Origin of the sequence: Paenibacillus sp. J2TS4, from assembly GCF_018403245.1 — a bacterium.
GTDB lineage: Bacteria > Bacillota > Bacilli > Paenibacillales > NBRC-103111 > Paenibacillus_L.
The window spans coordinates 81736-106238 of the sequence record NZ_BOSH01000018.1 but is presented as its reverse complement, the minus strand read 5'-3'; the positions used below and the strand labels follow the sequence as shown (position 1 = coordinate 106238).

The following is a 24503-nucleotide window of genomic DNA, read 5'->3' as shown; positions in this document are numbered from 1 at the left end:
CCATGAATATATCGACTTCGCTTAATGTTTTTCCTACCGAGTACCCGATGGAGGATGCCATCAGGCGATGCCAAGCAGCGGGCTTTCAGCATCTTGACTTCAACTATTGGGATCATCAGCCGAACGTGATGAACCTGTCGTGGGAGGAGGAGGAACGGTGGGCGCGGGAGATCCGCTCGATCGCCGATCGCATCGGGGTACGATTCACTCAGATGCACGGGCCTGTTCACGGCAACTCATTCGGTCAGATGGTGGACGGCCTGAATGCGGACTCGTTCCTCCTATTGGCGGAGCGGTCCCTGAGGACGGCGGCCATCCTGGGAGTGCCTTGGGTTGTCTTCCACCCAAGCCTTCTATCGCCTATGGGAGAAGAACCGTATCAAGAGGTGGTGGACTTTAACTGTCAGTATTACCGCAGGTTGATTCCAACGATGGAAGCGACCGGGGTCGGGATTGCGCTAGAGAATATGTTCGACCGCATAGCCCCCGGAATCAATGGGCGCCGCCGTAAATATTGTGCGCTTGCCGAGGAGCTGGCGGAGCTGATCGACAAGATTGACCACCCGCTGGTCGGCGCGTGCTGGGATACGGGGCACGGGCACAAGCAAGGCTTGCGGCAGGGCGCGTCGATTCGCATATTGGGGAGCTATCTGAAGACCACTCATATCCAAGATAATGACGGCGTAATCGATCAGCATCTGCTGCCTTATCAAGGCACGATCGACTGGACGGATGTAGCCGAAGCGCTTAAGGCGGTGCGTTATGAAGGGGACTTCACCTATGAAGCGCACCAGTCCGTCCGCCCGCTGCCGGATCCCCTGCGCGATGCGGCACTCTCCTATGGGGCTTCGGTCGGTCAGTACATTGTCAGTCAATTATGAGGGGCCATAAGCGATTCTCAAGGTGGAAGAAGGGCCATCCCGCAGAGGTTGGCCCTATTTATGGTAATTCAGCTAGCTAGTGTGGTGTTATCAGGATGTGGAAAGCTTGAGCTGAATATGATAATATGGTGTTATATTACGAATGGAGGGTTACGTGTGGTAGATTAATCCTGATTGAGACAACGTTGCGAATAATTGCAATGGTTATTTCTCCTCTGTCTTGTGCAGAGTAATCGGGATGGTTTGCCTATTTCGCGTGAGTCCCCTTTTCGTAATGGTCACTCTGTTTAAGAGTGGTTATTTTGCGTATTATAAAGGGATTTGCTTTACGGACGTATAGGCACTCTATATTTCGCCTACTTCTGCACAGACATTACAATGTCTGTGTTTTTTATTTTCTGCCGAAAAGGAGAGTGTTCTCTTAATGACAAGACAACAACCTAACGATGGTCGAGATCTAAGGCATGAGCTCCTAACCATAGCGAAGCAAAATGGTCTACAATTGAACGCCGATTATTTCGAGATAAACGAATCCGGCATGGATTTCCTTGTCGTATTTGCTAAGGATGAGCATGGCCAGAAGTGGGTTCTTCGCAAACCAAGACGTAAGGACGTATGGGAGCGGGCGGGGAATGAGCAGAAGGTGCTGAAAGTGGTTGGCAAATATCTTCCCGTTGATGTGCCCAACTGGCGTATCTTTACTCCCGACCTTATTGCTTATCCTCTGCTTAGCGGGCATCCCATTGCGACGGTTGATCCGGCGGGGGGCGGTTATGTATGGAAGTTCCCACAGGATTCATTATCCGATGTATTTTTTAATTCTTTAGCAAACACCTTAGCGGTGTTGCATAACATCGATCACAGCGAAGCGACACGGGGAGGCGTTCGTTACAAAACACCGACGGAAACACGAGAAGCTTTTGCCGCGAACATCGAAGAAGTACGGCAATGCTTCACTATTCCCGCCAAGCAGTATGAACGATGGAATGCATGGTTATCTACGGATACGTACTGGCCGGAGTATACAGTGCTTCATCATGGCGATCTGCATCCTCCTCATATCATCGTTGATGATAATCAACAAGTAACGGGTTTAATTGACTGGACGGAAGCCGAAATTGCAGACCCGGGCAAAGATTTCGTAATCCTTTATGCACTTTTTGGTCATGAGGGGCTGCGGGATTTGCTTAGGCGTTATGAGAAAGCAGGGGGCAATACTTGGCCGCGTATGTCTGAGCATATCGCCGAGCAATGGGCTGCTTACCCGGCCCTAGTAGCCAAGTTCGCACTTACTACAGGGAAAGAAGCCGATATGGAAATGGCAAGAGGGATGATTGCCAACTGGAACGCGGATTGAACAAATGAGGACCGCATAAGATGACTTGCACAAGAGTTGACCTAAAATCTAACGGGTAATAAGAGCACAATCGCGAGGCTGCTATGAGAAAAATTGCAGCCTCGTTAAGCTAAACTGGCAGTTTAACGTTATGGGCGACTCCCTTCGGGAGAATAAGATTTTACTGGAGATCCCCTAAGTTCAAATCAGGCTTTCGATCTCATTTGTATCAAACGTATATTTTTCTCCGCATACATTGCATACAATCTCTAGCAACTTATTATTTTCATAGGCATTAACGAGTTCTTCCTGGTCTAAGGAATACAGCATGGGAAACAGGAGCTCTTTGGAACATCCACAAAACAACCGTACGGGCTGAATGCCTACAACGTCAATGTCTTTGAACATAGATTGCGAAAGCTCCTCCATAGCCCCTTCGTTAGCTGGATCTTTCATATATGAAAGATTCTGAGAAATAATCTTTTTGATTCGGTGAATAAGACGAGCCGGAGCGCCTGGCAGCAGTTGGGCCATGATCCCTCTGCTCGATACAACCTCGTTTTTTTCATCAAAAGCGATATTTACGGAAAAATAGGAAGTCGTCTGTTCACTTTGTTTATAATAATATGATATATCATCAACAATATTACGGTGAGGCATATCAGTGATCCCTGTAAATAAGTTGTTCATTCCTATATCCTTCGTGATTTGGATACATCCTTTGGCACCTATTAATTGCTCGATTGATAAATGGTCTAATTCGTCTGAAGGTGCATTTAATAGTTCATCACTGATATAGCCGCGTACATTCCCGGTAGAATCGGTATCTGCAAAGATTCCGTATTGATGATTACGGGTTCTTATTTTTAAACTGATCCGCTCAGTGCCTTTTAGTGTTCCTGAGATCATGCTTGCAATGGAAACGGTTGTGCCCAGTGCGGCCCTCAAGAGCTTATTCATCTTATGATGATTGCAAACCGTCCTGATCAATTCAGTATTCTCCACGAAAAAAATACGTGCTTGTTTATTACAAGCTAATGTTTTAATTAGATAATTGTCCATTAGTATCATATCCTCTCTTAGATTTCTGATGCCGCTGTATCAAGTATAGAACCTAACGTAACGTTAGGTTCAAGTGTTTCGCAAACGCAGCTAGATGATTGGAGTGACCCCCATGGAATATCGGAGTTGGAAGGTAGGCGAAATCGCCAAACGAACAGGCATAACTATCCGCACCCTGCACCACTATGATCAGATCGGATTGTTCTCTCCATCACGAGTGACCGAATCTGGACACCGTCTATATACTGACGAAGATGTTGTCAGACTGCATCAAATACTATCGCTTAAGCAATTGGGGTTTGCACTAGAGGAAATTAATGGAATGATAAATAACCCGGATTGCACTGCAATAAACATGCTGAAATTGCAGCTTATTCGAATAAATGAGCAGATAAACCAACTGGTTGAACTGCGTGGCCGTCTGGAACAAATATATGAACTTTTATATTCAGGGCAAACGGTATCGAGTGAACGGTTAATGATGGTCATGCAATTGATGAGGATTGCCCGTAGTTCGCACTTTATGCCTGCTCAGGCAGAAGGATTAGAAACTCGATTCAAATCATTAGAAGTAGATGAGTTGGAGAAGAGCTATGCGGAGGGGCTTCAGTTGGTTGCGGAATTCCGTAAATATAAAGAAATAGGTAAGCCGCCAAGTGATCCTGAAGTCTCATTGTTGGCCAAACGTTGGAAGCTTTACGTAGATTCATTTGCTCCGGCGGATGAGGCGTTTATACAATCGGCAGAACGGTATTATAGTGAGTATCCGGAAGACGCAGCTCAGCATGGCATAGATGGTGAACTCTACGAGTATATTAAGCAATCTGTAACATTGATTTAATGTCAATTTAATAGCTTTATTTTCGTTATATGGTAATATTTAGTTATATTTCATCCCATTCATATATTGTAGGGGGTCTCAGGTTTGAATAACAAAAAGAAGATTATGGTTATTTTTGGTACAAGGCCTGAAGCGACGAAAATGTGTCCAGTAGTGCAAGAGCTAAAAAATCATCCGGAATGGTTTGAAACCAAGGGAGTAGAGTACACCTTGCATGAAAATCGGAATGTACACAGATGCCGTAATGAATGCTGCACCGCTCAAAATAGCGATTAGGTTGCTCGAGGCGAACAACTTGTCTTTGAACATTCGGAACGAAATGATAGGTTCTGCAACGCGACGTTCCACAGTTATAAAAATACCGATAAAGATGATAAACCCGAAAATTAAACCAATGACTTCAGGCGAATACCAATCGTACAATTGGCCGCCAAACTGAAGCGCAAACATGAGGCATACGACCGCGCCGACGAGTGTTATAGCGCCAAGCCAATCGATTCGTTGTTTCTCACGATAAACCGTTTCTTTATAGTAAACGGCAACCATTAGTAACGAGACTATACCAAATGGGATATTGATGTAAAACACCCATTGCCATCCAATATAGTCGGTAATAAATGCCCCAAGCAGCGGGCCGAAAACGCTGGATAATCCATAGACCGCTCCGAACAACCCCATCAGTTTCCCTCGGATGTTCGGATTCACCGCGTCAATCAAAATGGTGTAGCATATCGGAATCAGCGCGCCGCCTCCAATACCTTGTATGGCTCGATAAATGCTGAGCTCTGTGATGGAGTCCGCTGTACCGCACAGTGCGGAGCCGATAATGAACATCAAAATGCCGAAAATGAAGAAACGTTTGCGTCCGTACATATCGGACAATTTGCCAAAGATCGGCATCCCCGCCATTTCTGCGATCATATAGGCAGATATAACCCACACGAATTGATGCATCCCGCCAAGATCTCCTACGATGGTTCCCATCGATGTAGCCAATATCGTATTGTCCATCGATGCCATAAGAATCGAAAGCAAAAGCCCCGCTATGATCCATCCAGTTTTATTTGTTCTTAATGCCACATCTAACACCCTTTCATCTGAGTTGACTTCATAATAACCGGGCATATATGACAGCATTATGTCAGTCATAAAGAAAAAAATTGCGATTAATATATTTAGGTGTTCTGAAATTGAGATAACGGCAGTCATAATTAAAAGGCGATTTCACGCGAATGATGTGAACGGACAGACTGATATAATGACAAATGTAACTATTGATGAAAAATAGAATTGGCGATAATTGAGGAAAGAAATAAGAAGGGTGTGTGAAATAGATGACGGTTGCTTCGTTACAAGGGGTTGTCGTAAGGTATGGAACCCATGTTGCGTTGGACTATATTGATCTGGATATCCAGGAAGGGGAAATTGTTGGCTTGCTAGGTCCCAACGGTGCGGGTAAAACTACACTAATTCAAACATTATCCGGCTTAAAGACTGCTGAACGGGGGACGGTGGCGCTCTTCGGACAGTCAAAGCATCCATTCTCGAATCAAAATAAGGAGAAACTTGGTTTAGTTACGCAGGAAATAACGGTGTTTGAGGAACTGACGGCGAAGGAGAATTTGCAGTTTTTTGCCGGGATCTATGGACTAAAAGGAGAAGAGAAGAAAAAACGAGTGGAAGAAGCACTGGAATTTGTCGGCTTAGGAGATAAGGGGAATAAGACACCGTATAAATTTTCCGGGGGAATGAAACGCAGGTTGAATATCGCCTGTGCGTTAACACATCGGCCCCAATTTCTCATTATGGATGAACCGACAGTTGGAATTGATCCGCAGTCAAGAAATCATATTCTGGAAGCGGTAAGGAAATTAAGAAAGGATGGCACGACTATCTTATATACAACCCACTATGTGGAGGAAGTACAGGCCATTGCTTCCAGAGTGGTTATCATGGATCAAGGCCAAATCATTAAAGAAGGTACTGTAGACGAGCTGGTTCAAACCGTGCAGCATGAAGAAAAGGTAACGATCGAAGTCACGGAGCCCGATCGTGTCTCGATGACTAGAATAGAAAATATTGCCGGAGTGAGAAAGGTTGAAGCAGCAGGAAGAAAAGTAACGGTAATATCTGCGGTTGGTTCTGGCAATTTAGATAGAATAGTATCGGTTGTGAAAGAGCAGGCGGGACTGATTGGGATCCATGCGGAGAAGCCCAATCTAGAAGATGTCTTCTTAACGCTTACAGGAAAACAACTAAGAGATGAGGGGGAAGAATGATGAGAGTTCTTTCAACGGTCAGATTCACTGCTCTTAGAATGGTAAGAAACTATATCGTATTATTACTGCTGCTTGTGGTTCCTATTATTCTCATCACTCTTTTCTCCTTTATCCTTTCAGGAATGGTAACAGAATCGGGAGTGCCCTATATTAATGAAAATGCCATGACGTTGGTGCTTTGTTTTCAACTTTTTGGCGGTTCGATTGTCATGTATCTGATCCACAATGATCTATTCGCGGCAAATAGGACAAGGATGTATACGTTGCCATTTAATCAATCGATGTATGCTTTTTCGATTATGATGTGCGGAGTTGTTTTTTCTGTATTCCTTGGCATTATACTGATGCTGTATACACAATATGTCTTGGGAGTGGAATGGGGAAATTGGCCGTGGATTATCTATAACATTTGCTTGCTGGCTGTTTTATCGATCATTGTTTCCTTAATTTTTGCCTTCACCGTAAAAAATAATAAATTGGCCGAACGATTAGTTGATGCGTACGGTGTTGGACTGATCCTATTGGCCGGATTATTTTTCCCTATGCCTAACAATGCTTTCTTTGACTTCATGGGTTCTTACGGGAATCCGCTTGTCATAGCTCTCATGTCGATCGGTGAGATGAATGAATCTAATCCGAGTGAAGCATGGTTCTTAGCGAACATTTTATTAGCAGTGATATGCGTTTTGTTTATTGTGATGCTTGTTGTTGGGAGGAGGAAATTGGCGTGACGATTTTTCGCTTCGCCATCAAAAGAAGCTTTGGTAATAAGACGAATGTTGTCTTCCTTTTGCTCCTTCCCATTGTCTGTATTTTTTTCCCTGAAGGAGAAGATTGGCCGCATCTTCCATATGGATACCAGTATTTTGGCATTGTAATTCTGTTTGCTGGTATTCGTCTGACATCGATTCTGCTGGAAGATCGCGTGAAAGGAGTCGTCAAGCGCTTGGCGGTCGCTCCCATTAGTTATGCACAATATTTAGGTCAAAATCTTCTGGGGTATTCCATCCTATTAGTCATGCAATGTATGATCATCGTTATTGGCGGTGTCCTTGTTGGCCATGAATTGTACCAGCCGTTATGGCTTCTGGTATTATATACTTCATTCAGTTTTACTGCTATAGCGATCGCATTGGCATGGATTTCGTTTTGCCGCAGCAAGGACTCAGCATTTCTAGTGTATATGTCGCTCATTTTTTTGTTTGTCATACTGGGAGGATTGATGATTCCGTTAGATATCTTTCCTGCACTGTTAAAAAAGATTGCGATATTATTTCCAACTTTTTGGCTCGCGGAAGGGCTGAATTGGGTTGTATTCGGAGCAAACCTCCTCGATTTTCTTCTGATTAATGCTGTATTATGGCTGTATGCCCTAATCTTCTCGATTATTGGAAGCATACGGAAAATTCATTGATATTCTTGGGATGAAGGAGGAAGACGATATTGGAGCCCATGCTGTTTGTGAAGGGATGGCGCTTTCTTCAAGCAGGCGTGCTCTTTCATTTATGGATATTAGAGGGATCTAAGGTAAGTTCTTTTATTATGATTCTCCTTTTACTCGTAATGATCAGTCTGAGATGGCGCTATCGCATGCCAGTGTGGTCCGTAGGCTTGGATGTGATGATATGTTTTTTGTACTTTCCGATTACGGATATTAGCTATTATGGATTGGTGCTGCCGATTTTTGAGCTGGCCTTTAGAGGGAAATGGTATTTTTCGCTCCTGCTTTTTGCTAGCTTATTCTTTACTCCGTCTGCTTCGAGTTTTTTATTTTGGTACTATTTCCAGGGATTCTTTTTTGGCACTTTCTCATGGATCGCATTGAAAAATCAGCAAAAATATATACTGGAAGCGGATGAGCAACGTCAGGCTCGGTACGAGCTAGAACGAATTAAGCTTGATTTATTAGAGGCAAACAAGAAAGCTTCTCATCACGCAGAATTATTGGAAAGGCATCGTATATCCAGAGAACTTCATGATCATCTGGGTCATGATTTAACCGGCGCTTCTCTTGCCTTACAAGCTTACGAGTATGTGAAGAACCCCGAAGAGGCGAATCAACTGCTGCAGGAAGTGAAAAATCGGTTAGAACGAAGCACGATCCATTTAAGGGATACCGTTCATAATATGACACCAACGATGTTAATCGGTGTTGATAGCTTTGAGAACATTGTGGATCAATTCCAACAGATGAATATCGAATTTCATAAATCCGGTGATATGCTGCGAGTTCCTTCGCACATCTGGGGATGGTTAGAAGCATGTTTAAAGGAGGCTTTAACGAATGTGGCCAGACATAGCAATGCCACGAAAGTCGAAATTGATTTACAGGCAACGGATTCGATTGTGCGCTTGTTGATTGGAGATAATGGCACAGTTCAAACCAACAATTCGACAGGCAGCGGGCTAAGGGGATTGCAAATGCGAGCCCGCTCATTGGGGGGAAGCTTATCCATTAGTCGAGACAACGGATTCTTGCTAGTTGGTGTCATCCCGTCAGACAAGGAGGGTTAGCAGGATGAGGCTTCTGATCGTAGATGATGATCCGCTGGTGTGCCAGAGTTTACAGTTGCTGCTTGGCAAGGAAGAAGACTTTGAAGTGGTGAACACCGCAGGAAATGGACAAGCGGCGATAGAAATATGTCAACTGGAACTGCCGGATGTGATACTGATGGACATCCAAATGCCGGTGATGGATGGAATTGAATGCTTGAAGAGGATCAAGCAACAGTGGCCTTCTATCCAGATCATGATGTTGACCACGTTTCGGGATGAGCATAATATTCGAATGGCCTTGAAAGCAGGGGCGGAAGGATACTTGCTGAAATCGACATCGATTGAAACCATGGCACAGCAAATAAGAGCGTTAAAAGCCGGATCGACGATACTAGATGCCGATGTTCTAAAAGCGATCGTGGAACCGGACGGAATAAAGCTGGCAGGGTTAACGGATCGTGAAAGGGACATTGTGGAATTAGTTGCTCAAGGCCTGTCGAATAAAGAAATAGCTGATCAGCTTTTCCTGAGTGTCGGTACTGTTCGAAATGTGCTCTCTATTATATTAGATAAATTAGAACTTCGCGATCGGACGCAATTGGCCATTTATTATTGGCAACGATGAGGTGATGGATGGCTGGTTGGTTTGATCAGAATTTCCTGTCCTGATATGGGAGTCCCGTGCCGTCTTCGCAGTAGGTTTTTAGGCTAAATAGGAACATTGCCCAATTATAGTTGCAGAACCGATAGAAATTTGTTACCTCCTTCCAGTTGGAATGGCGCAGAATGATGTTCGTTTTGCCGCGATTCTCATTTAATTCAAAAGAGACCCTAGTACCAACCCACTCAGGATCTGATTCTGTACATAACCATTCAATTTTTTCTGGAGGGGTTAGCTCGATTATTTGCATTTTGGTCAAGTCGTCGTCACCAAAGTAAAATTCATTGATTGCCCCAACCTGATCATTTACCTTCAATTCTCGGGTCCATACTTCAGACAGCCCTTGGCGTGTAGTTAATGCTTTATATACATCTGTCGCGGGCGCATGAATCGTTTGCATATGCTCGATATTTGCCATGAATTACACTCCTCTTGTTTTATTCTTCATACTTTTCGTTCCGTAAATCACATATTCGTATTATACCATTTGTCTAATCGGTACAATTTTTATATATTGCTGTTTTTTTGGTGTATTGCAAATTGGGTGGGGAGTGAGAAATGTAAAAGGCGGTGATTGAAATAGTAAAATTATATGCAGGTTATGGTCTAGACTCCGATGGATTTATTGTAAGCGATGTAAGTAAAGACAAAATTAATGATGTTTATATACCATGCATCCAAGAATCTATTGAGAGGCTTAGAGTGAGGGTGAATGGGCTAGTGTGAACTTTTCAAATGAAGCCAAAAGCAGCGTTTCCAAATGAATGTATGAGCGTAAAAAGAATATAGTTTCCAAACAGAGATACCTGCACTTTAAATAGTATCTCTGTTCACCAACTGAAATTTACCAGCTTTAAAATAGAGGATAACTATCATATAATAGTAGATATGTTAATCTATCAATGATAGTGTTACACTATAATCAGTTTTTCATGGATCCAGAAAAGGTGTGGACACAGGTCGCACCCTGTCTTGCTGTGGGGCTAAGCGGGGGCGCCTGCATCTTTTTCAAATACTAGCGTGTTAGGGACGGTAAAAATGAGTGACAGACAAAACGAAACAGACGTTATCTTGATTGGTGCCGGAATTATGAGTGCGACTTTGGGGACACTGTTGAAAGAATTAGTCCCCGATTGGAAGATTACAGTGTTGGAGAAGCTGGCCAGCGCGGGAGAGGAAAGCTCTAATGAATTGAATAATGCGGGAACAGGGCATGCTGCACTGTGCGAGCTTAACTACACAACGGAAAAACCGGACGGATCGATAGACATTAGCAAAGCTATTAAAGTTAATGAACAGTTTCAAGTTTCCATGCAGTTCTGGTCTTATCTTGTAAACAGCAATCTGATTCGCAATCCGCAGGACTTTATCATGCCCTTGCCTCATATGAGTTTAGTTCAAGGGGAACAGAATGTAGCGTTTTTGAAAAAACGTTACGAAGCGATGTCGAGCAACCCGCTGTTTCAAGGGATGGAATTCTCCGATGACCCGGACCAATTGATGGAATGGATTCCGCTTATTATGAAAGACCGGTCATTGAATGAACCTATCGCGGCAACACGAATCGAATCCGGTACGGATGTCAACTTTGGCGCTTTAACGCGAATGCTGTTCGACCACTTAAAGAGTAAAGACGTCAATATTAAATACAAACATAAGGTTGGCAGTATTAAACGTACCAGCGACGGCTTGTGGGAATTGAAAGTGCGGAATGTCGATAGCGGCAGCGTCGAACGCCATACGGCCAAATTCGTCTTTATCGGCGGCGGGGGAGGAAGCCTGCCCTTACTGCAAAAGTCCGGTATACCCGAAGGAAAACATATTGGAGGTTTCCCGGTAAGCGGACTATTTATGGTGTGCAATAATCCGGAGGTTGTTGCACAGCATCATGCCAAAGTATACGGCAAAGCTAAAGTTGGTGCGCCTCCCATGTCTGTTCCGCATCTGGACACAAGATTTATCGATAATCAAAAATCGCTGCTCTTTGGACCGTTCGCCGGCTTCACGCCCAAGTTCTTAAAAACCGGCTCCATGTTTGATTTGTTAGGTTCCATAAAGCCGAATAATGTTATAACGATGTTGGCGGCAGGTGCCAAAAACCTTTCTTTGACCAAATACCTGATCCAGCAGGTTATGTTATCGAAAGAACAGCGCATGGAAGAGCTGCGAGAGTTTATCCCGAATGCCAAAAGTGAGGATTGGGGTTTGTTGGTAGCTGGCCAACGTGTGCAAGTGATCAAAGATACGGCTGCCGGTAAAGGAACGCTTCAATTTGGTACGGAAGTGGTTAGTGCCGCGGATGGATCGATAGCGGCATTGCTCGGTGCTTCTCCAGGTGCTTCTACCGCCGTTTCGGTTATGCTTGAAGTAATAGAGAAATGCTTCCCGCAGCATATAAAAGAGTGGGAACCGAAAATAAAAGAAATGATTTCTTCTTATGGCGTGTCATTAATGAAAAATCCTGAGCTTATCGACGAAATTCATACTTCTACAGCGCAGGCCCTCTGTCTAAAGAGTGAACTGCAGCCCGCCCTCTAGGCAGTACAACAAAATAAAAAGAGTTAAGCGGCCTTCGTCCCGACTTCTGGGGATGGAGGCCTTTTTGGCTTTGCCTGCAGGCTTTCGGAACTGGGCCAAGAACGGATTCGTGGACCCTGCATTGCTGCTCCCAAGCGACCGCCAATCGCGGCCGTCGCAATTCCCGCCATACCTTCCGCATCTTCCCAATGGATAGGTAAAATGATAGTATGTGGTATAGTGAGTTGTTTTATTTATGGAACGGAGGGTCATATATGGTAAAAGAAGAACAACAGCATGATTCTTCCCTGAAGGCTTTAGATATATTGGAAGCATTGAAAGATTCAGGCCCAAACGGCATGGGGCTTACGGAGGTTGCAGAACGATCGGGACTTACGAAGAGTACGGTGCATCGCATTATGTCAGCATTATCGAACAGAGACTACGTCGTTCGTAACGACGAAACCAAAAAATATAAATTGGGCTTTAAAATATTACAATTCAACGGAGCGATGATCGAAAGCTTAAGTGTAAGAAGCATCGCCCACCCACATCTGGTGGAACTTGGCAGAAGAACCGGGGAAACGATTCACCTCGTTCACCGCGACGGTAATCAAGGGGTGTATATCGATAAGATCGATTGTCAACATTCCGTCGGATTGCTTTCCTATATTGGCAAAAGAATTATGCTGCATTGTACGGCAGCCGGTAAAGTCTTTCTCGCTTACATGGATTCTGAGCAGCGAAACCGGATTATCGACGAAGTCGGATTGCCCCAAAGAACGCAGCATACCATTACGGATCGTTCGATTTTGGAAGAAGAATTGCAAAAGAATAGAGAGCAAGGATTTTCCTGGAACAAAATGGAGGACCGGGAGGACGTCATTGCCATCTCTGCGCCGCTGTTCGATTCGGGAAACACATTGATATCCGCCATCGCCGTGGCCGGACCGACGTATCGATTCAGCCAGGAAGTGGCCATGCAAGCTATTCCTGTCCTGTTGGAAACCGCACAGATCGTTTCCGGAAAACTGGGGTATTCTGCAAATCGAAAGCAGCCCCATTTATAAGTCTGTTCATCTGATGGATGAAATAACATGAGAAGGCCCTTAGGGGCCTTTTGACTTTTTTTATACTGCAAATGAGGGTTGACAACGAAAGAGAATTTATTATAAGGTAAATAATAGTTTCAAATATGGTTTATAGTTCCATATATAGAACAAATAAATTCGTTGATTGCCGAAAATAAGATGCAGGGCATGGCGATCTTCCGAAAGGGGGATGAAGGTGTTTGATGAAAGCGTTTAATTGAAAACGATTAATCTGAATAAAATACTCGATAGAACGGGCGTTCTATTAAACGAACAACTGACTTGTAGGAGGGTCATCCATGAGAAAAACATTTTTTATTTCCATTGCGCTTATCATTGCGCTCAGTACGCTTCTTGCGGCTTGCGGCACGAATTCGCAAACCGGTTCCGAACCGTCCAATGCCGGGAAAACCGCTGGACAGGACGGGGATTTGAATTATCCGAAGAAGCCGATCACGTTTGTTGTTCCGTGGGCGGCCGGCGGCGGTTCGGATATTATGTCCAGAGCTCTAGCCGATATCGTCAGCAAGGACATCGGACAGCCGGTTGTTATTTCCAATCGCGACGGAGCGAACGGAACCATTGCTACGGCTGAAGTCGCTAAATCCAAAGGAGACGGTTACACGATTGTGCTGGAAGCGAGCGGAGTCATGACCGCGCAGCCTACGCTTCGGAAAGTCAATTACAGCATCGATGACTTCAAGGCGATTGCAGGGATCACGTACGAGCCTATCATTTTGGCGGTCCATGCCAATTCCCCTTGGCAAACGCTTGAGGATTTATTGAAGGAGAAAGATTCCGGGAAAACGCTGAAATTCGGTCATTCCGGTTCCGGTTCGTTCCCGCATCTGGCGCAGGCCGAATTCTTCAAGCAAGCCGGCATTCAGGCGAGCGACGTTCCGTTCAAAGGCTCGAATCCGGCTACGACGGCACTCGTTGGCGGACACGTTGATACGATTGCGGGCCATCCGTTCGATCTGTTACCGCAGGTGGAAGCGGGAACGATCCGTATGCTCGGCATCTTCTCGCCGGAGCGCTTCGAGGAGCTTCCCGATGTGCCCACGATGAAGGAGCAAGGCTTTGATATCGATATGAGCGTTTGGAAAATGATCTTGATCCCATCCGAAACGCCGGATGAGATCGTCGCTTTCCTAGAAGAAAAGTTTACCGATGCGATTCGCTCGGAGCAGTTCCAATCCTTCCTGAAGTCGAACAATTTGGCCATGCAACTGCTGACAGGCGAGGAAGTCATGGATAAAATCAAATCGGAATTTGAAATGAACAAGGAAATCATCGAACGGCTGGGAATCACCCAGCAATAACAAGGGAGTTGAATAGGGTGCAAAGCGATTATTTTGCACCCTCTCTTTTTTTGGAGGGGGAGTTCGGATGAACAATGTTCGCAAGGAAAGGTATAGCGCGTTGTGCTTATTTTTGTTCGGCTTAATGCTTTGGCTTTATATCCCTTACGATATCAAGGTCGAGGATTCGTTATCCAGCATTGGACCGGAGTTTTTTCCGAAATTTATTGCCGTTGCAGTGATGGCGTTAAGCGCGGTGCTTGTCCTCAAAACATTTACCCGCAAGAAGCCCCAACAGGACAAAGAACAGCCGCGTCGCTCGGAAGACGAGTCAAGCGGCAGCACCCGGAAATGGGCTGCGCCCGTCGTTTTCCTTCTTATGTTAATCTACGTCTTTACGGTCGAATGGCTCGGGTACTTCATAACTACCGTCGTCGTTATGTCGCTCATCTTATGGGTGCTCTCCTCCCGTAAATGGGTTCATTATGCTGTTCTGATTGTGTTCATCTTTATTATCCAATACGTATTCGAGAACGTCATGTACGTTCAACTGCCGTAAGGAGGAAACAACATGGTCGACAACATTATTACCGGCCTGATCAACGCACTGACGATCCAAAATATTATGTTCATGTTTCTCGGCGTTGCCGCAGGCATTGTGTTCGGTTCGCTTCCCGGCCTTACGGCGACGATGGGTGTGGCATTGATGCTCCCTCTCACGTTCGGAATGATGCCGGAAACGGGCATGTTTCTGCTGCTGGGAGTCTACTGCGGCGGCACATACGGTGGTTCGATCACCGCGATCCTGATCAAGACGCCCGGTACGCCGGCATCGGCGGCCACGGCCGAGGATGGATATGCCTTAGCGAGGCAGGGGCGGGCGGGGGAAGCGCTGCGAATGGCCACTTTCGCCTCGACGGTTGCAGGCCTGTTCAGTGCGTTGATTCTTCTATTCGTGGCTCCTCAGCTGGCACAGTTCGCTCTAAAATTTGGTCCGACGGAATTTTTCGCACTGGCTGTTTTCGGCCTTGCGATGATTTCCAGTGTCAGCGGAAAATCGCTGGTCAAGGGGATGATCATGGGAGCGCTGGGGATGCTGGTCTCAACGATCGGGCTGGACCCGATTGGCGCGGTTCCGCGATTATCGTTCGATAACGAAAATCTGATGGGCGGCATTGCGTTAATCCCTGCGCTTATCGGATTGTTCGCCATATCGGAAATATTGACAAGAAGCCAAGCGGCCCATGAGGTCGTCAAGGAACGGAACGCTTATGTCGACACCAAGCTTCCTTTTCGCAAAGCGATAAGCTATTGGAAAACGATACTGAAATCGAGTTCCATCGGCACGTTCATCGGCGCTATCCCGGGGACGGGGGCGGCGATTGCTTCCTTTCTCAGCTATAACGAAGCCAGACGCGTCGCCAAAGATAAAGATCAGTACGGCAAAGGATCGTTGGACGGCATTGCGGCGTCGGAAGCCGGCAATAACGGCGTGACGGGATCGACCCTGATCCCGCTGCTGACGCTCGGCATCCCGGGCGATACGGTCACGGCGATTATGCTCGGAGCGTTAATGATGCAGGGCTTGACGCCGGGCCCGCAGTTGTTCGTCAATTACGCGGGAATCGTATATACGATCATGGTCGGTTTATTGATCGTGAACCTGATCATGTATATTCAAGGCAGCTTGGCTACGCGGCTGTTTGTTCATATCACCCGGATCCCCGTCAATGTGCTGTTGCCTATCCTGTTGACACTATGTTTCGTCGGGGCCTATGCAGTCAACAACACGTTGTTCGACGCCAAGTTGATGATGATTTTTGGTTTGATCGGGTTTATTATGCCGAAATTCGGTTATCCGGTGACGCCGATGCTGCTCGGCATCATTCTCGGTCCGATTGCCGAGAACTCGCTGCGCCAAGCCTTGATATTATCGGACGGCAGCTGGCTCGTCTTTTTTACCAAGCCGATTTCCGCCATTTTCATTTTCCTTGCCATCGCCTCGTTCCTGGCGCCGGTCGTTACGCCCTATCTGACACGGGCGTTTAGGCGGAAGGAGAATGCCTGATGCGGATACTCATTACATCCAGAATGTTCGGTGTGCTGGATCGGGAACCGATCGATCTGCTTGCTCGGGAAGGATACGAGATCGTGGATCACCCGTATCGGGGAACGACGCTGGGAGAAGACCGTCTCCTGGAGCTTGTTGAGAATGTCGACGCCGCTATTGTCGGCGACGATTATTTTACCGCTGCCGTTATCGCTAAAGCGAATCGCTTGAAGATCATTGCGAAGTACGGCGTCGGTGTCGATCGGATCGATCTCCAAGCCGCAACGGATAAAGGGATCGTCGTCTCCAACATCCCCGGAGGCAATAAGCACGCCGTGGCGGATCTAACGCTGACGCTCATGCTCGCGATCTCCAGACAATTGATGAAAGCCCATGAAGTGGTCAAGCAGTCGGGCTGGAGCGTAGTTACCGGCAGGGAGATATACCGTAAAACGCTGGGTGTGGTCGGCATGGGGCAGATCGGGAAAGAAGTTATTCGGCGAGCCAAAGGTTTTCAGATGAATATTGCGGCTTACGATCCTTATCCCGACCAGGCGTTTGTGCAGGAGCACGGCGTAAGGCTCGTATCGGCCGAGGAACTGATGCGCATTTCCGACTTTGTCAGCCTGCATTTGCCTTCCTTGCCATCCACAAGAGGGTTTGTCGATCGGCGAATGATCGCTCTGATGAAGCCTACCGCTTATCTGATCAATACGGCAAGAGGCGATATTGTGGAGGAGACGGCGCTTGTGCAGGCGCTGCAGGAACGCCGGATCGCGGGTGCGGCGCTGGATACGCTTGCGCAGGAACCGCCGGGGAACCATCCTCTGCTTCATATGGATAACGTCATCGTCACCCCCCATATTGCCGGCCACTCGTATGAAGCGAATTATACGATTGGAATGTCTGCCGCCAGAAGCGTCATTGGGGTGCTTCGAGGCGGCAAACCGGAGCATATCGTCAATCCGGAGGTTTACGATCGGGGCGTCCGTTCGGTTAAGTGAGGACGGCACGATCGGTTTCACCCGAAAATATTGAAAGGTTGCGTTGTCATGAAAATCATTGATGTTATTCCGCACGTCATTACGACACCGTTGTCCGAACCGTTCGCTTTTTCCCAGGGGTGGGTCGAACGACGAAGCTCCATGATCGTGGAAATTGTTACAGACGAAGGGATTGTCGGCTGGGGCGAGTCTCTATGCCACGGGCTGCAGCCGCCGGAAATTGCCGCTTCGTTCGTCGAATTTTGCTTCAAGCCGATGCTGCTGGGCCGGGATCCGTTCGATGTGGAAGTATTGTGGGAAGAAATGTACAACCGAACCCGGCCCTTTGGCCAGTATGGCGCGGCCGTCAATGCGATTAGCGGTGTCGATATCGCATTATGGGATATCAAGGGCAGGGCGCTGAACCGGCCGATTCATCAATTGCTCGGCGGTGCGTTTCGTACGGAAGTGACGCCGTATGCGACCGGATTTTATAGAAAAAAAGGTGAAGCTTATCCCGATGCTGGTGTGGAGGAAGCGAAGCGGCACATCGCCAAAGGATTTAAAGCCATTAAGTTAAAAACCGGCTTCGGGGTGAAAGCCGACATTGACTACGTGTACGCCATTCGCGAAGCGGTGGGCGACGATATCATGATTATGATGGATGCGAACTGCGCGTACAACGTACCGTCGGCACGGCGCATCCTGCTTGAAACGGAGCAGGCGAAGATTCATTTCTTCGAAGAACCGCTGGCTCCGGAAGATATCGAAGGCTACCGGCAGTTGAAGAACCTGACGGCCACTTATCTTGCCGCTGGGGAAAATATTTTCGGCAAGACGGGGTACCGCCATTGGATCGGCAGCGGTGCACTTGATCTGCTGCAGCCGGATTTGATGTCGTCCGGCGGTTTTACAGAGTGCAAGAAAATCGCCGCGATGGCGCAAGCCTATAATACGATGCTCATTCCGCATGTGTGGGGGTCGGGTATTGGACTTGCCGCATCGCTGCAATTTATCGCGAGCCTTCCGGCGCCCCCTCTATCGCTGAATCCGATAGAGCCTATGCTGGAATACGACCAATCGGCCCATCCATTCCGCGAAGATTTGATCTATCACGCTATCTCCATGACGGACGGCACAGTGCCGATTCCGCAAAAAGCGGGCATCGGCGTTGAAGTCAACCGGGATGTATTGAAGGAATACGGCCAGCGGACTTTTTGCAAGTGAGAGATAGATTCCCAAAATACGAGATAGAGAGTGATGAGAAATGAACCAGAAAGTGATCATGTTCGGCGTCGACGGGATGATCCCGGAACTGCTGTACAAATTCGCGGGAGAAGGTTATTTGCCGAACCTGTCCAAAATTCTCGAGGGTGGGGCGAGCGCGGAGCTCCTCCCTTATATATCCACTTGGGGCGACGTGAATTTCGTTTCGTTTATGTCCGGGCAAGCGCCGGGTACGAGTTGGAAAGGACAAAGGATCGCTGCGGACAATCGAAACAATCTGTTAGGCTATATGGACCGGCAAAATAAAAAGAGTGCTCTGGTCCATTTTCCGGAAACCGTATCGGTGGAAGGCACCCGGCATTTTCAGTTTGCCCCATTCGGTGAGGGCCTTTTTGAGCTGGCCTCTCCGATGGTATACAGCACGCATCCGGATCAATGGCCTGAACGGCCGAAAACAGAGTATTTGGGATGGCCGCCGGTGGCCGAAACGCTGGCATATCATGAAAAATCGAATCGAAGCGTCATCGAAACGGAGAATACCCATTTCCGGTTTGCGATAACGACCCATGACGGCCATACGGAAACGATTCGCATCGAACCGCTGGATCGGACGTCGGTCTGCCTTGCATTGAACGACGGAACAACGGTGCATATATCTGTCGGACAATGGTCGGAATGGGCGGAAATGAGGCTGGGGGAGGAAACGGGCATCGGCAGGTTCAAGCTGCTCGCCTACGATCCGGACCGGATGCAGCTGGATCTCCTGCAGTCGCAAATCAACCGCAAGCTTCGGTTCTCCAATCAAAAGGAGCTGGAAGCGGAATTGCTGGAGCATACGGGGCCGTTCATTTCGAAGTGGACGGTTTCGGTCGCCCCCGATCATTTATACATGGAAACCGGACTTGAAGAAGGGGAATACCAGGCTAGGTGGCTTGCCAGAGCGGCCGAGTGGCTTATAAATACCAAGGGCTATGATTTGTTTGCTACTGTCTTTCGCTTGATTGATGAAACCCATCATACCTGTCTCGGGGAGTACGATCCCGCTTCACCGTTCTATTCGCCGGAACGCGCCGAACGTTGCGAGCAGGTCATGCGGAGCGGATACATCGTTCTGGATCGGGCGATTGGCGAGATATTGGCCCATAAATCGGACGATACCCTATTAATCGTCGCTTCCGATCACGGCGACGTACCGAATGCGTACATGTGCGATATTTATGTCCGGTTGGCGCAGACCGGTCTCTGCACGCTCGATCAGGAAGGTCTTCCTGTCATGAGCCGCTCCAAAGCGTACTTAAAAAAAGAGCGGGGCGGTACGGAGATTTTCATAAATCTGAAGGGGCGGGAACCGGAAGGCATCGTCGAGTCCGGCGATTACGACAAAGTGCAGACCGAAATTTTTCAGGCGATCTCGACCTGGTATTATGAGACGCCCAAGGGCGTTAAAAACGTAGCCGGCATTACAGTCAAAAAGCAGGATGCGAGTCCGCTCGGTTTCTGGGGAGACGCTGCGGGAGACGTACTGTTCGCCTACAATCAAGGCTTCGTATGGGGCTACAATCACAACCGGGATGCGGTCGCTCCGGTCACGGCGCCGGGAGCGAACCATGGCCCGCAAATTCCGACGGCCGCTACGGCTCATTCTTCCAATTATGGGATAGCGTTGTTTTATGGCCCTGCGGCACGCCAAGGAGCCAGACGCGATCGAACGAGCCCGTACAAAATGAACGATATGGGGACCACGATCGCCCGCGTACTGCGTTTGCAGGGATGCGAGGGATTGGACGGCCGGCTTATGCACGATTTGCTCGATTTGATTAGGGAAGATAATAAACCGTCGGAGGGACGCCATGAATCCAATTATTGAGTCCATCAAACGTCACAAAATCGTCGTGATCTACAGGGGATTTAGTCCGGAACAATGTCTTGAGATCACCCAAACGCTTTATGCCGCCGGCATCCGCCTGTTCGAGGTAACGCTGAACTCGGAGAGGGCTTTCGAGTCAATCGAGCTGCTATCCAAGCAATTCGAACAAGCGTCGATCGGCGCCGGAACGGTTTTGACGGCCGAGGAAGTGGAACGGGCCGCATCCGCCGGGGCGAAATATATCATTTCTCCCAATGTGAACCTAAAAGTAGTCCGGCGTACCAAGGAGAAAGGCTTGATTTCCATTCCGGGCGCCTTCTCTCCCACCGAGATCCAGGCCGCTGCGGAGGCGGGCGCAGATATCGTGAAAGTGTTTCCCATCAGCACGCTCGGCGCTGCCTACTTGAGCCAGGTCAGGGGACCGCTAAATAACATCCTGTATATGCCAAGCGGCGGGCTGGATGCCGAACTGGCAGAACAGTGCTTCTCGGCCGGGGCGACAGCCATAGGGACCGGCGTTCAACTGTTTGGAAAAGAAGCCATCTCGGCCAAGGATTGGGGTGCCGTCACCTTGAATGTCCAACGCTTTATGCGCGCCGCCGGTCTTTTGGCATAACTAGATTAGGCAACATGAACTGCAGCCCGTCTACTAGGCATTACTAATATAAAGAGTTAAGCGGCCTTCGTCCTGAATTTCGTGGGACGGAGGCCGTTTTAGCTTTTGCCTGCAAGCACGACCCGAGCAACTCTATGGCGCATGCTTATGCTTCAATAGCATTGAAATATAAAAAGCTTCTTTTTCTACAATTAGCTCTGTACTGACTACACCATAATTGATGCCTTCCGTTGTTATTCCATTTACTAATTTAGTAAGACGAAGAAGGTTAACCGGTATCAGCTGGTTAACCTTATTTTGCGTCAAAAGAGCATAACCGGGGGAGAACGATAAACAGACAAAGAAATCCAACCTGTGCAAGGAAAGACGGATGCTAAGTTAGTCATTCATCGATTGTGTCAAGAATTCATTTAAAACAATCGCACTGGCGCCAATGACACCGCTGGCTTTACCAAACGTAGCGTGGGCAAGTACGAAACTCTTCTCCAATGGCCTCCAAATGTAGCGATCGGTTATAGATTTAATATCATTTGTTATCGAGGGATAGTCCTCAATCATGGGGCCGGCGAGCAGCACAACTTCAGGATTGTACATACAAATAATATTGGCAATCGCAATGCCTAAATACTGTTTAGCTCGTTCCAGCAGCTTCTGGCTCCACGCCTCTCCGCGCTCATAAGCGGCGAAAATCTCGGCAATCGGCATTTGCGCCTGCTTTTCCAGTTCGGATATGCTGATAAATGTTTGCAGACAACCCAGTCTGCCACAATCACATAGCGGACCGTTTGGATCCATCGTCAGATGGCCGATCTCTCCTAATGTATTACTGACACCGCGTATAATATCGCCGTTAGTCATCACAGCTCCGCCAACTCCGCTACCGACATAAATACAGACAGCGTGACGGGTATTATTGATCGTGCCGAATAAACGTTCTGCCAATAAGATGGAGCGAACATGATTATCGACATAGACCTGCAGAGGAAGCTTTTCTTCCAGGTAACTCTTGACTTGCACGTCGTTCCAACGAAATTGGGGAACCAACGAGACTTTACCCTCAGGCCAAGATACCAGACCGGGCATACTGACACCGATCGCAATGACTTTCTCGCGATTATCCGGCTCCAGATGCTGCAACAAACTCATAATCCCATCTGCCACTTTATCCAGGATGACATTCGGTTGTCCCTTAATATCGAATGCAAACTGGAGTTGATCCATGACCATCCCATCTAGCGTGACGATCGCAATTTGCACGGAAGTTAAATCGATTTCTACTCCGACGATCAATGCTCCGTATGGATTCAACTCAAGAATGGTTGCCCGCCTGCCAACATCGCCCTCTACATGGCCTACTTCGTGAATGAATCCATCCTGCAGCAACACTTTAACAATTTTCCCAACCGTTGTATTACTCATGGCTGTAAGCTCTGCTAATTGTGAACGAGAGATTTGTTTATGTTTTTGAATCAGGCTTAACAGCAAAAAATAGTGATACTTACGCACATTTTGCTGATCGAATTTCTGTTGCATAAACAATGAGGTGCCACCTCCACCTTTCCGGCAATTGTCAGCCCATTAATAAACTATCATTAATAATAATACATACCCCCTAATGGAAACAAGCGGAAAAATATCAATATATTACACTTAATTTAATATATAAAGAAATAATCATTGACAAAAGCGCTTTCTTTCATTACTATCGTCTTAAATAGATGAACAGGGCTTTTATATATTAAACTTAGTTTATATTATAAGTAAACTTGGTTTAATATATCGGTCGCCCGATTGCTATTTGTGCAGTTGCTGTATAGAGCTGCAGCAACAGGGATAACTAAGCTTTGTTTTCTGTTACATCATTTTGTAAATAGGGGGGAAAGCAGTGAAAAAGAGGTATATGTTGTTAACAATTATTGGTTTGTTAGTCACGATGATGGTTGCTTGTAGTAGTAATAAGCAAGCATCCAATGGTTCAGGTCAAGAAAAAGCTCCGCCAGCGGACGCTTCCGTTACACTTGATATTTTAAGCTGGTGGACGGCCGGCGGCGAGGCGGAAGCGCTCAATGCGGTCTTGAAAGGATTCACTCAGCAGAATCCGTTGATCAAAGTGGAGAATGCAGCGATTGCAGGTGGCGCTGGAGCGAACTCGCAAGCGGTTTTGTCCACCCGTCTGCAAGGCGGAGACCCGCCAGCCGTATTCCAGGCCCAGGGAGGGCCAGATTTATTACGTTGGCAAGACGCTGGTTACTTGCAACCATTAAACGACTTATATGAAGCCAATGGTTGGGCCGAAGTATTTCCGCAAGCACTCATTGACATGAACTCCAAAGATGGCCATATCTATGGATTGCCCATGAATGTGCATCGAAATAATGTGATTTGGTACAACAAAAAAGTGTTCGCCGAACATAACATTGAACCGCCGACAACGTTTGACGACTTCTTTGCCATTGCAGAAAAATTGCAGGCTAACGGTATTGTTCCGTTGGCTCTGGGAGATAAAACCTCTCGTTGGGCAACACTCGTATTCGAGATGGTTTTGTTAGATGAATTCGGCGTGGATGGAGCCGCTGAACTGTGGACTGGAAAAGTGGATTTTGATAGCCCGCAGATGAGGAGCGCACTGGAAACATTCTCGCGCATTCTAGATTTTACTAACGACAACCATAGTGCGCTTGACTGGCAAGACGCCGCTGAACTTGTCATTGGCGGACAGGCTGCCATGCATATTATGGGCGACTGGGAAACCGGTTTTTTTGAAAGCAAAAATTTCAAGTTGGATGTTGATTACGGCTGGGTACAGGCTCCGAATTCGGACAAAGTGTTCAGTATCGTCAACGACTCGATGGGAATGCCTAAAGACGTTGTGAATGTAGAGGAAGCGAGGAAGTTTATCGTATACCTGGGTTCAGAACAAGCACAACAAGATTTTAATAAATTAAAAGGTTCTGTTCCTGCGCGTACCGATGTGGATATTTCGGGCTTCAGCCCTTACAGCCAAGGAGCAGCTCAAGATTTTAAAGAGGCCAAGATCAACATCAGTTTAGCAGGCGGTTCAGCTACCCCGTCTGGTTTCATTAATAAAGTCGATGATACAGTCAAAGAGTTTGTTACCCAGCGAAATATCGACAATTTCATTAAATCTTTAAATCAGGCCAAATCGCTTCTCAATCCATAATCACGATGGGGTGCAAGCTTATTGCGGATAAGACGTTCGGGGGCTCGCCGGTCTGGCGACCCGAACGATTCGCTAACACGATCCTTTGTAATAGACGGATCGCTGGAGGATGGG

21 protein-coding genes and 1 pseudogene are annotated in these 24503 nt (G+C 47.2%); 18 read left to right on the top strand and 4 right to left on the bottom strand.

Annotated features, from left to right (window positions below; genetic code table 11):
- The first annotated feature begins 2 nt into the window (after nucleotides 1-2).
- The gene (locus KJS69_RS26350; protein WP_213586792.1) at nucleotides 3-881 is read left to right on the top strand and encodes a sugar phosphate isomerase/epimerase family protein; all 879 of its coding nucleotides are present in this window, start codon (nucleotides 3-5) and stop codon (nucleotides 879-881) included.
- Between the two features lie 424 nt (nucleotides 882-1305).
- Nucleotides 1306-2238: a macrolide 2'-phosphotransferase gene (locus KJS69_RS26345; protein WP_213586791.1), complete on the top strand. Its 933-nt coding sequence runs from the start codon at nucleotides 1306-1308 to the stop codon at nucleotides 2236-2238.
- A 180-nt stretch (nucleotides 2239-2418) separates the two neighbouring features.
- Here KJS69_RS26345 and KJS69_RS26340 read toward each other — a convergent pair whose 3' ends face one another.
- Nucleotides 2419-3279, bottom strand: a complete 861-nt coding sequence (locus KJS69_RS26340; RefSeq protein ID WP_213586790.1) for an Hsp33 family molecular chaperone HslO — start codon at nucleotides 3277-3279, stop codon at nucleotides 2419-2421.
- A gap of 112 nt (nucleotides 3280-3391) precedes the next feature.
- Between KJS69_RS26340 and KJS69_RS26335 the strand changes: the two genes are divergently transcribed.
- Nucleotides 3392-4120: a MerR family transcriptional regulator gene (locus tag KJS69_RS26335; RefSeq protein ID WP_213586789.1), complete on the top strand. Its 729-nt coding sequence runs from the start codon at nucleotides 3392-3394 to the stop codon at nucleotides 4118-4120.
- A 204-nt stretch (nucleotides 4121-4324) separates the two neighbouring features.
- On the opposite strand, the pseudogene KJS69_RS26330 reads toward KJS69_RS26335, so the two are convergent.
- Nucleotides 4325-5200: pseudogene (locus KJS69_RS26330) on the bottom strand (MFS transporter); the annotation flags it as partial.
- Nucleotides 5201-5454: 254 nt separating this feature from the next.
- On the opposite strand from KJS69_RS26330, the gene KJS69_RS26325 reads away from it, so the two are divergent.
- The 5 genes from KJS69_RS26325 (at nucleotide 5455) to KJS69_RS26305 (ending at nucleotide 9520) form a co-directional block, all read left to right on the top strand.
- A complete protein-coding gene (locus tag KJS69_RS26325) occupies nucleotides 5455-6399 on the top strand; it encodes an ABC transporter ATP-binding protein (protein WP_213586788.1) in 945 nt (314 codons plus the stop codon).
- A complete protein-coding gene (locus KJS69_RS26320) occupies nucleotides 6396-7130 on the top strand; it encodes a multidrug ABC transporter permease (RefSeq protein WP_249730719.1) in 735 nt (244 codons plus the stop codon). Before KJS69_RS26325 ends, KJS69_RS26320 begins: the two co-directional genes overlap by 4 nt.
- Entirely contained in the window at nucleotides 7127-7813 is a 687-nt protein-coding gene (locus KJS69_RS26315) for an ABC transporter permease (protein WP_213586787.1), read from the top strand. The genes KJS69_RS26320 and KJS69_RS26315 overlap by 4 nt, the downstream gene beginning before the upstream one ends.
- A gap of 176 nt (nucleotides 7814-7989) precedes the next feature.
- Nucleotides 7990-8913: a sensor histidine kinase gene (locus tag KJS69_RS26310; protein ID WP_213586786.1), complete on the top strand. Its 924-nt coding sequence runs from the start codon at nucleotides 7990-7992 to the stop codon at nucleotides 8911-8913.
- Between the two features lie 4 nt (nucleotides 8914-8917).
- On the top strand, nucleotides 8918-9520 hold the full coding sequence (locus tag KJS69_RS26305) for a response regulator (RefSeq protein WP_213586785.1): 603 nt from the start codon (nucleotides 8918-8920) through the stop codon (nucleotides 9518-9520).
- 25 nt (nucleotides 9521-9545) lie between these two features.
- Here KJS69_RS26305 and KJS69_RS26300 read toward each other — a convergent pair whose 3' ends face one another.
- Nucleotides 9546-9974, bottom strand: coding sequence for an SRPBCC family protein (locus tag KJS69_RS26300; protein ID WP_213586784.1), 429 nt, complete (start codon nucleotides 9972-9974; stop codon nucleotides 9546-9548).
- Nucleotides 9975-10594: 620 nt separating this feature from the next.
- Here KJS69_RS26300 and KJS69_RS26295 point away from each other — a divergent pair.
- The 9 genes from KJS69_RS26295 to KJS69_RS26255 all read left to right on the top strand — a co-directional run bounded on the left by KJS69_RS26295 (nucleotide 10595) and on the right by KJS69_RS26255 (nucleotide 21208).
- Complete coding sequence (locus KJS69_RS26295) at nucleotides 10595-12094, top strand: malate:quinone oxidoreductase (RefSeq protein ID WP_213586783.1); 1500 nt, start codon at nucleotides 10595-10597, stop codon at nucleotides 12092-12094.
- A gap of 254 nt (nucleotides 12095-12348) precedes the next feature.
- On the top strand, nucleotides 12349-13143 hold the full coding sequence (locus tag KJS69_RS26290; RefSeq protein WP_213586782.1) for an IclR family transcriptional regulator: 795 nt from the start codon (nucleotides 12349-12351) through the stop codon (nucleotides 13141-13143).
- 320 nt (nucleotides 13144-13463) lie between these two features.
- Nucleotides 13464-14486: a tripartite tricarboxylate transporter substrate binding protein gene (locus KJS69_RS26285; RefSeq protein WP_213586781.1), complete on the top strand. Its 1023-nt coding sequence runs from the start codon at nucleotides 13464-13466 to the stop codon at nucleotides 14484-14486.
- A gap of 67 nt (nucleotides 14487-14553) precedes the next feature.
- Nucleotides 14554-15024, top strand: coding sequence for a tripartite tricarboxylate transporter TctB family protein (locus KJS69_RS26280; RefSeq protein WP_213586780.1), 471 nt, complete (start codon nucleotides 14554-14556; stop codon nucleotides 15022-15024).
- Between the two features lie 12 nt (nucleotides 15025-15036).
- The gene (locus KJS69_RS26275) at nucleotides 15037-16533 is read left to right on the top strand and encodes a tripartite tricarboxylate transporter permease (protein WP_213586779.1); all 1497 of its coding nucleotides are present in this window, start codon (nucleotides 15037-15039) and stop codon (nucleotides 16531-16533) included.
- Nucleotides 16533-17519, top strand: a complete 987-nt coding sequence (locus KJS69_RS26270; RefSeq protein WP_213586778.1) for a phosphoglycerate dehydrogenase — start codon at nucleotides 16533-16535, stop codon at nucleotides 17517-17519. The genes KJS69_RS26275 and KJS69_RS26270 overlap by 1 nt, the downstream gene beginning before the upstream one ends.
- Before the next feature lie 48 nt (nucleotides 17520-17567).
- Nucleotides 17568-18725: a mandelate racemase/muconate lactonizing enzyme family protein gene (locus KJS69_RS26265; RefSeq protein WP_213586777.1), complete on the top strand. Its 1158-nt coding sequence runs from the start codon at nucleotides 17568-17570 to the stop codon at nucleotides 18723-18725.
- A 40-nt stretch (nucleotides 18726-18765) separates the two neighbouring features.
- Nucleotides 18766-20592, top strand: coding sequence for an alkaline phosphatase family protein (locus KJS69_RS26260; RefSeq protein ID WP_213586776.1), 1827 nt, complete (start codon nucleotides 18766-18768; stop codon nucleotides 20590-20592).
- Nucleotides 20576-21208 carry a bifunctional 4-hydroxy-2-oxoglutarate aldolase/2-dehydro-3-deoxy-phosphogluconate aldolase gene (locus KJS69_RS26255; protein WP_213586775.1) on the top strand — a complete coding sequence of 211 codons (633 nt, stop codon included), beginning with the start codon at nucleotides 20576-20578 and terminating at the stop codon, nucleotides 21206-21208. Before KJS69_RS26260 ends, KJS69_RS26255 begins: the two co-directional genes overlap by 17 nt.
- Nucleotides 21209-21586: 378 nt before the next feature.
- Here the strand turns inward: KJS69_RS26255 and KJS69_RS26250 are convergent, their stop codons facing one another.
- Complete coding sequence (locus KJS69_RS26250) at nucleotides 21587-22741, bottom strand: ROK family transcriptional regulator (protein ID WP_249730722.1); 1155 nt, start codon at nucleotides 22739-22741, stop codon at nucleotides 21587-21589.
- Nucleotides 22742-23093: 352 nt separating this feature from the next.
- Here KJS69_RS26250 and KJS69_RS26245 point away from each other — a divergent pair, with 352 nt between their 5' ends.
- Complete coding sequence (locus KJS69_RS26245) at nucleotides 23094-24389, top strand: ABC transporter substrate-binding protein (RefSeq protein WP_249730718.1); 1296 nt, start codon at nucleotides 23094-23096, stop codon at nucleotides 24387-24389.
- Nucleotides 24390-24503: the final 114 nt, after the last annotated feature.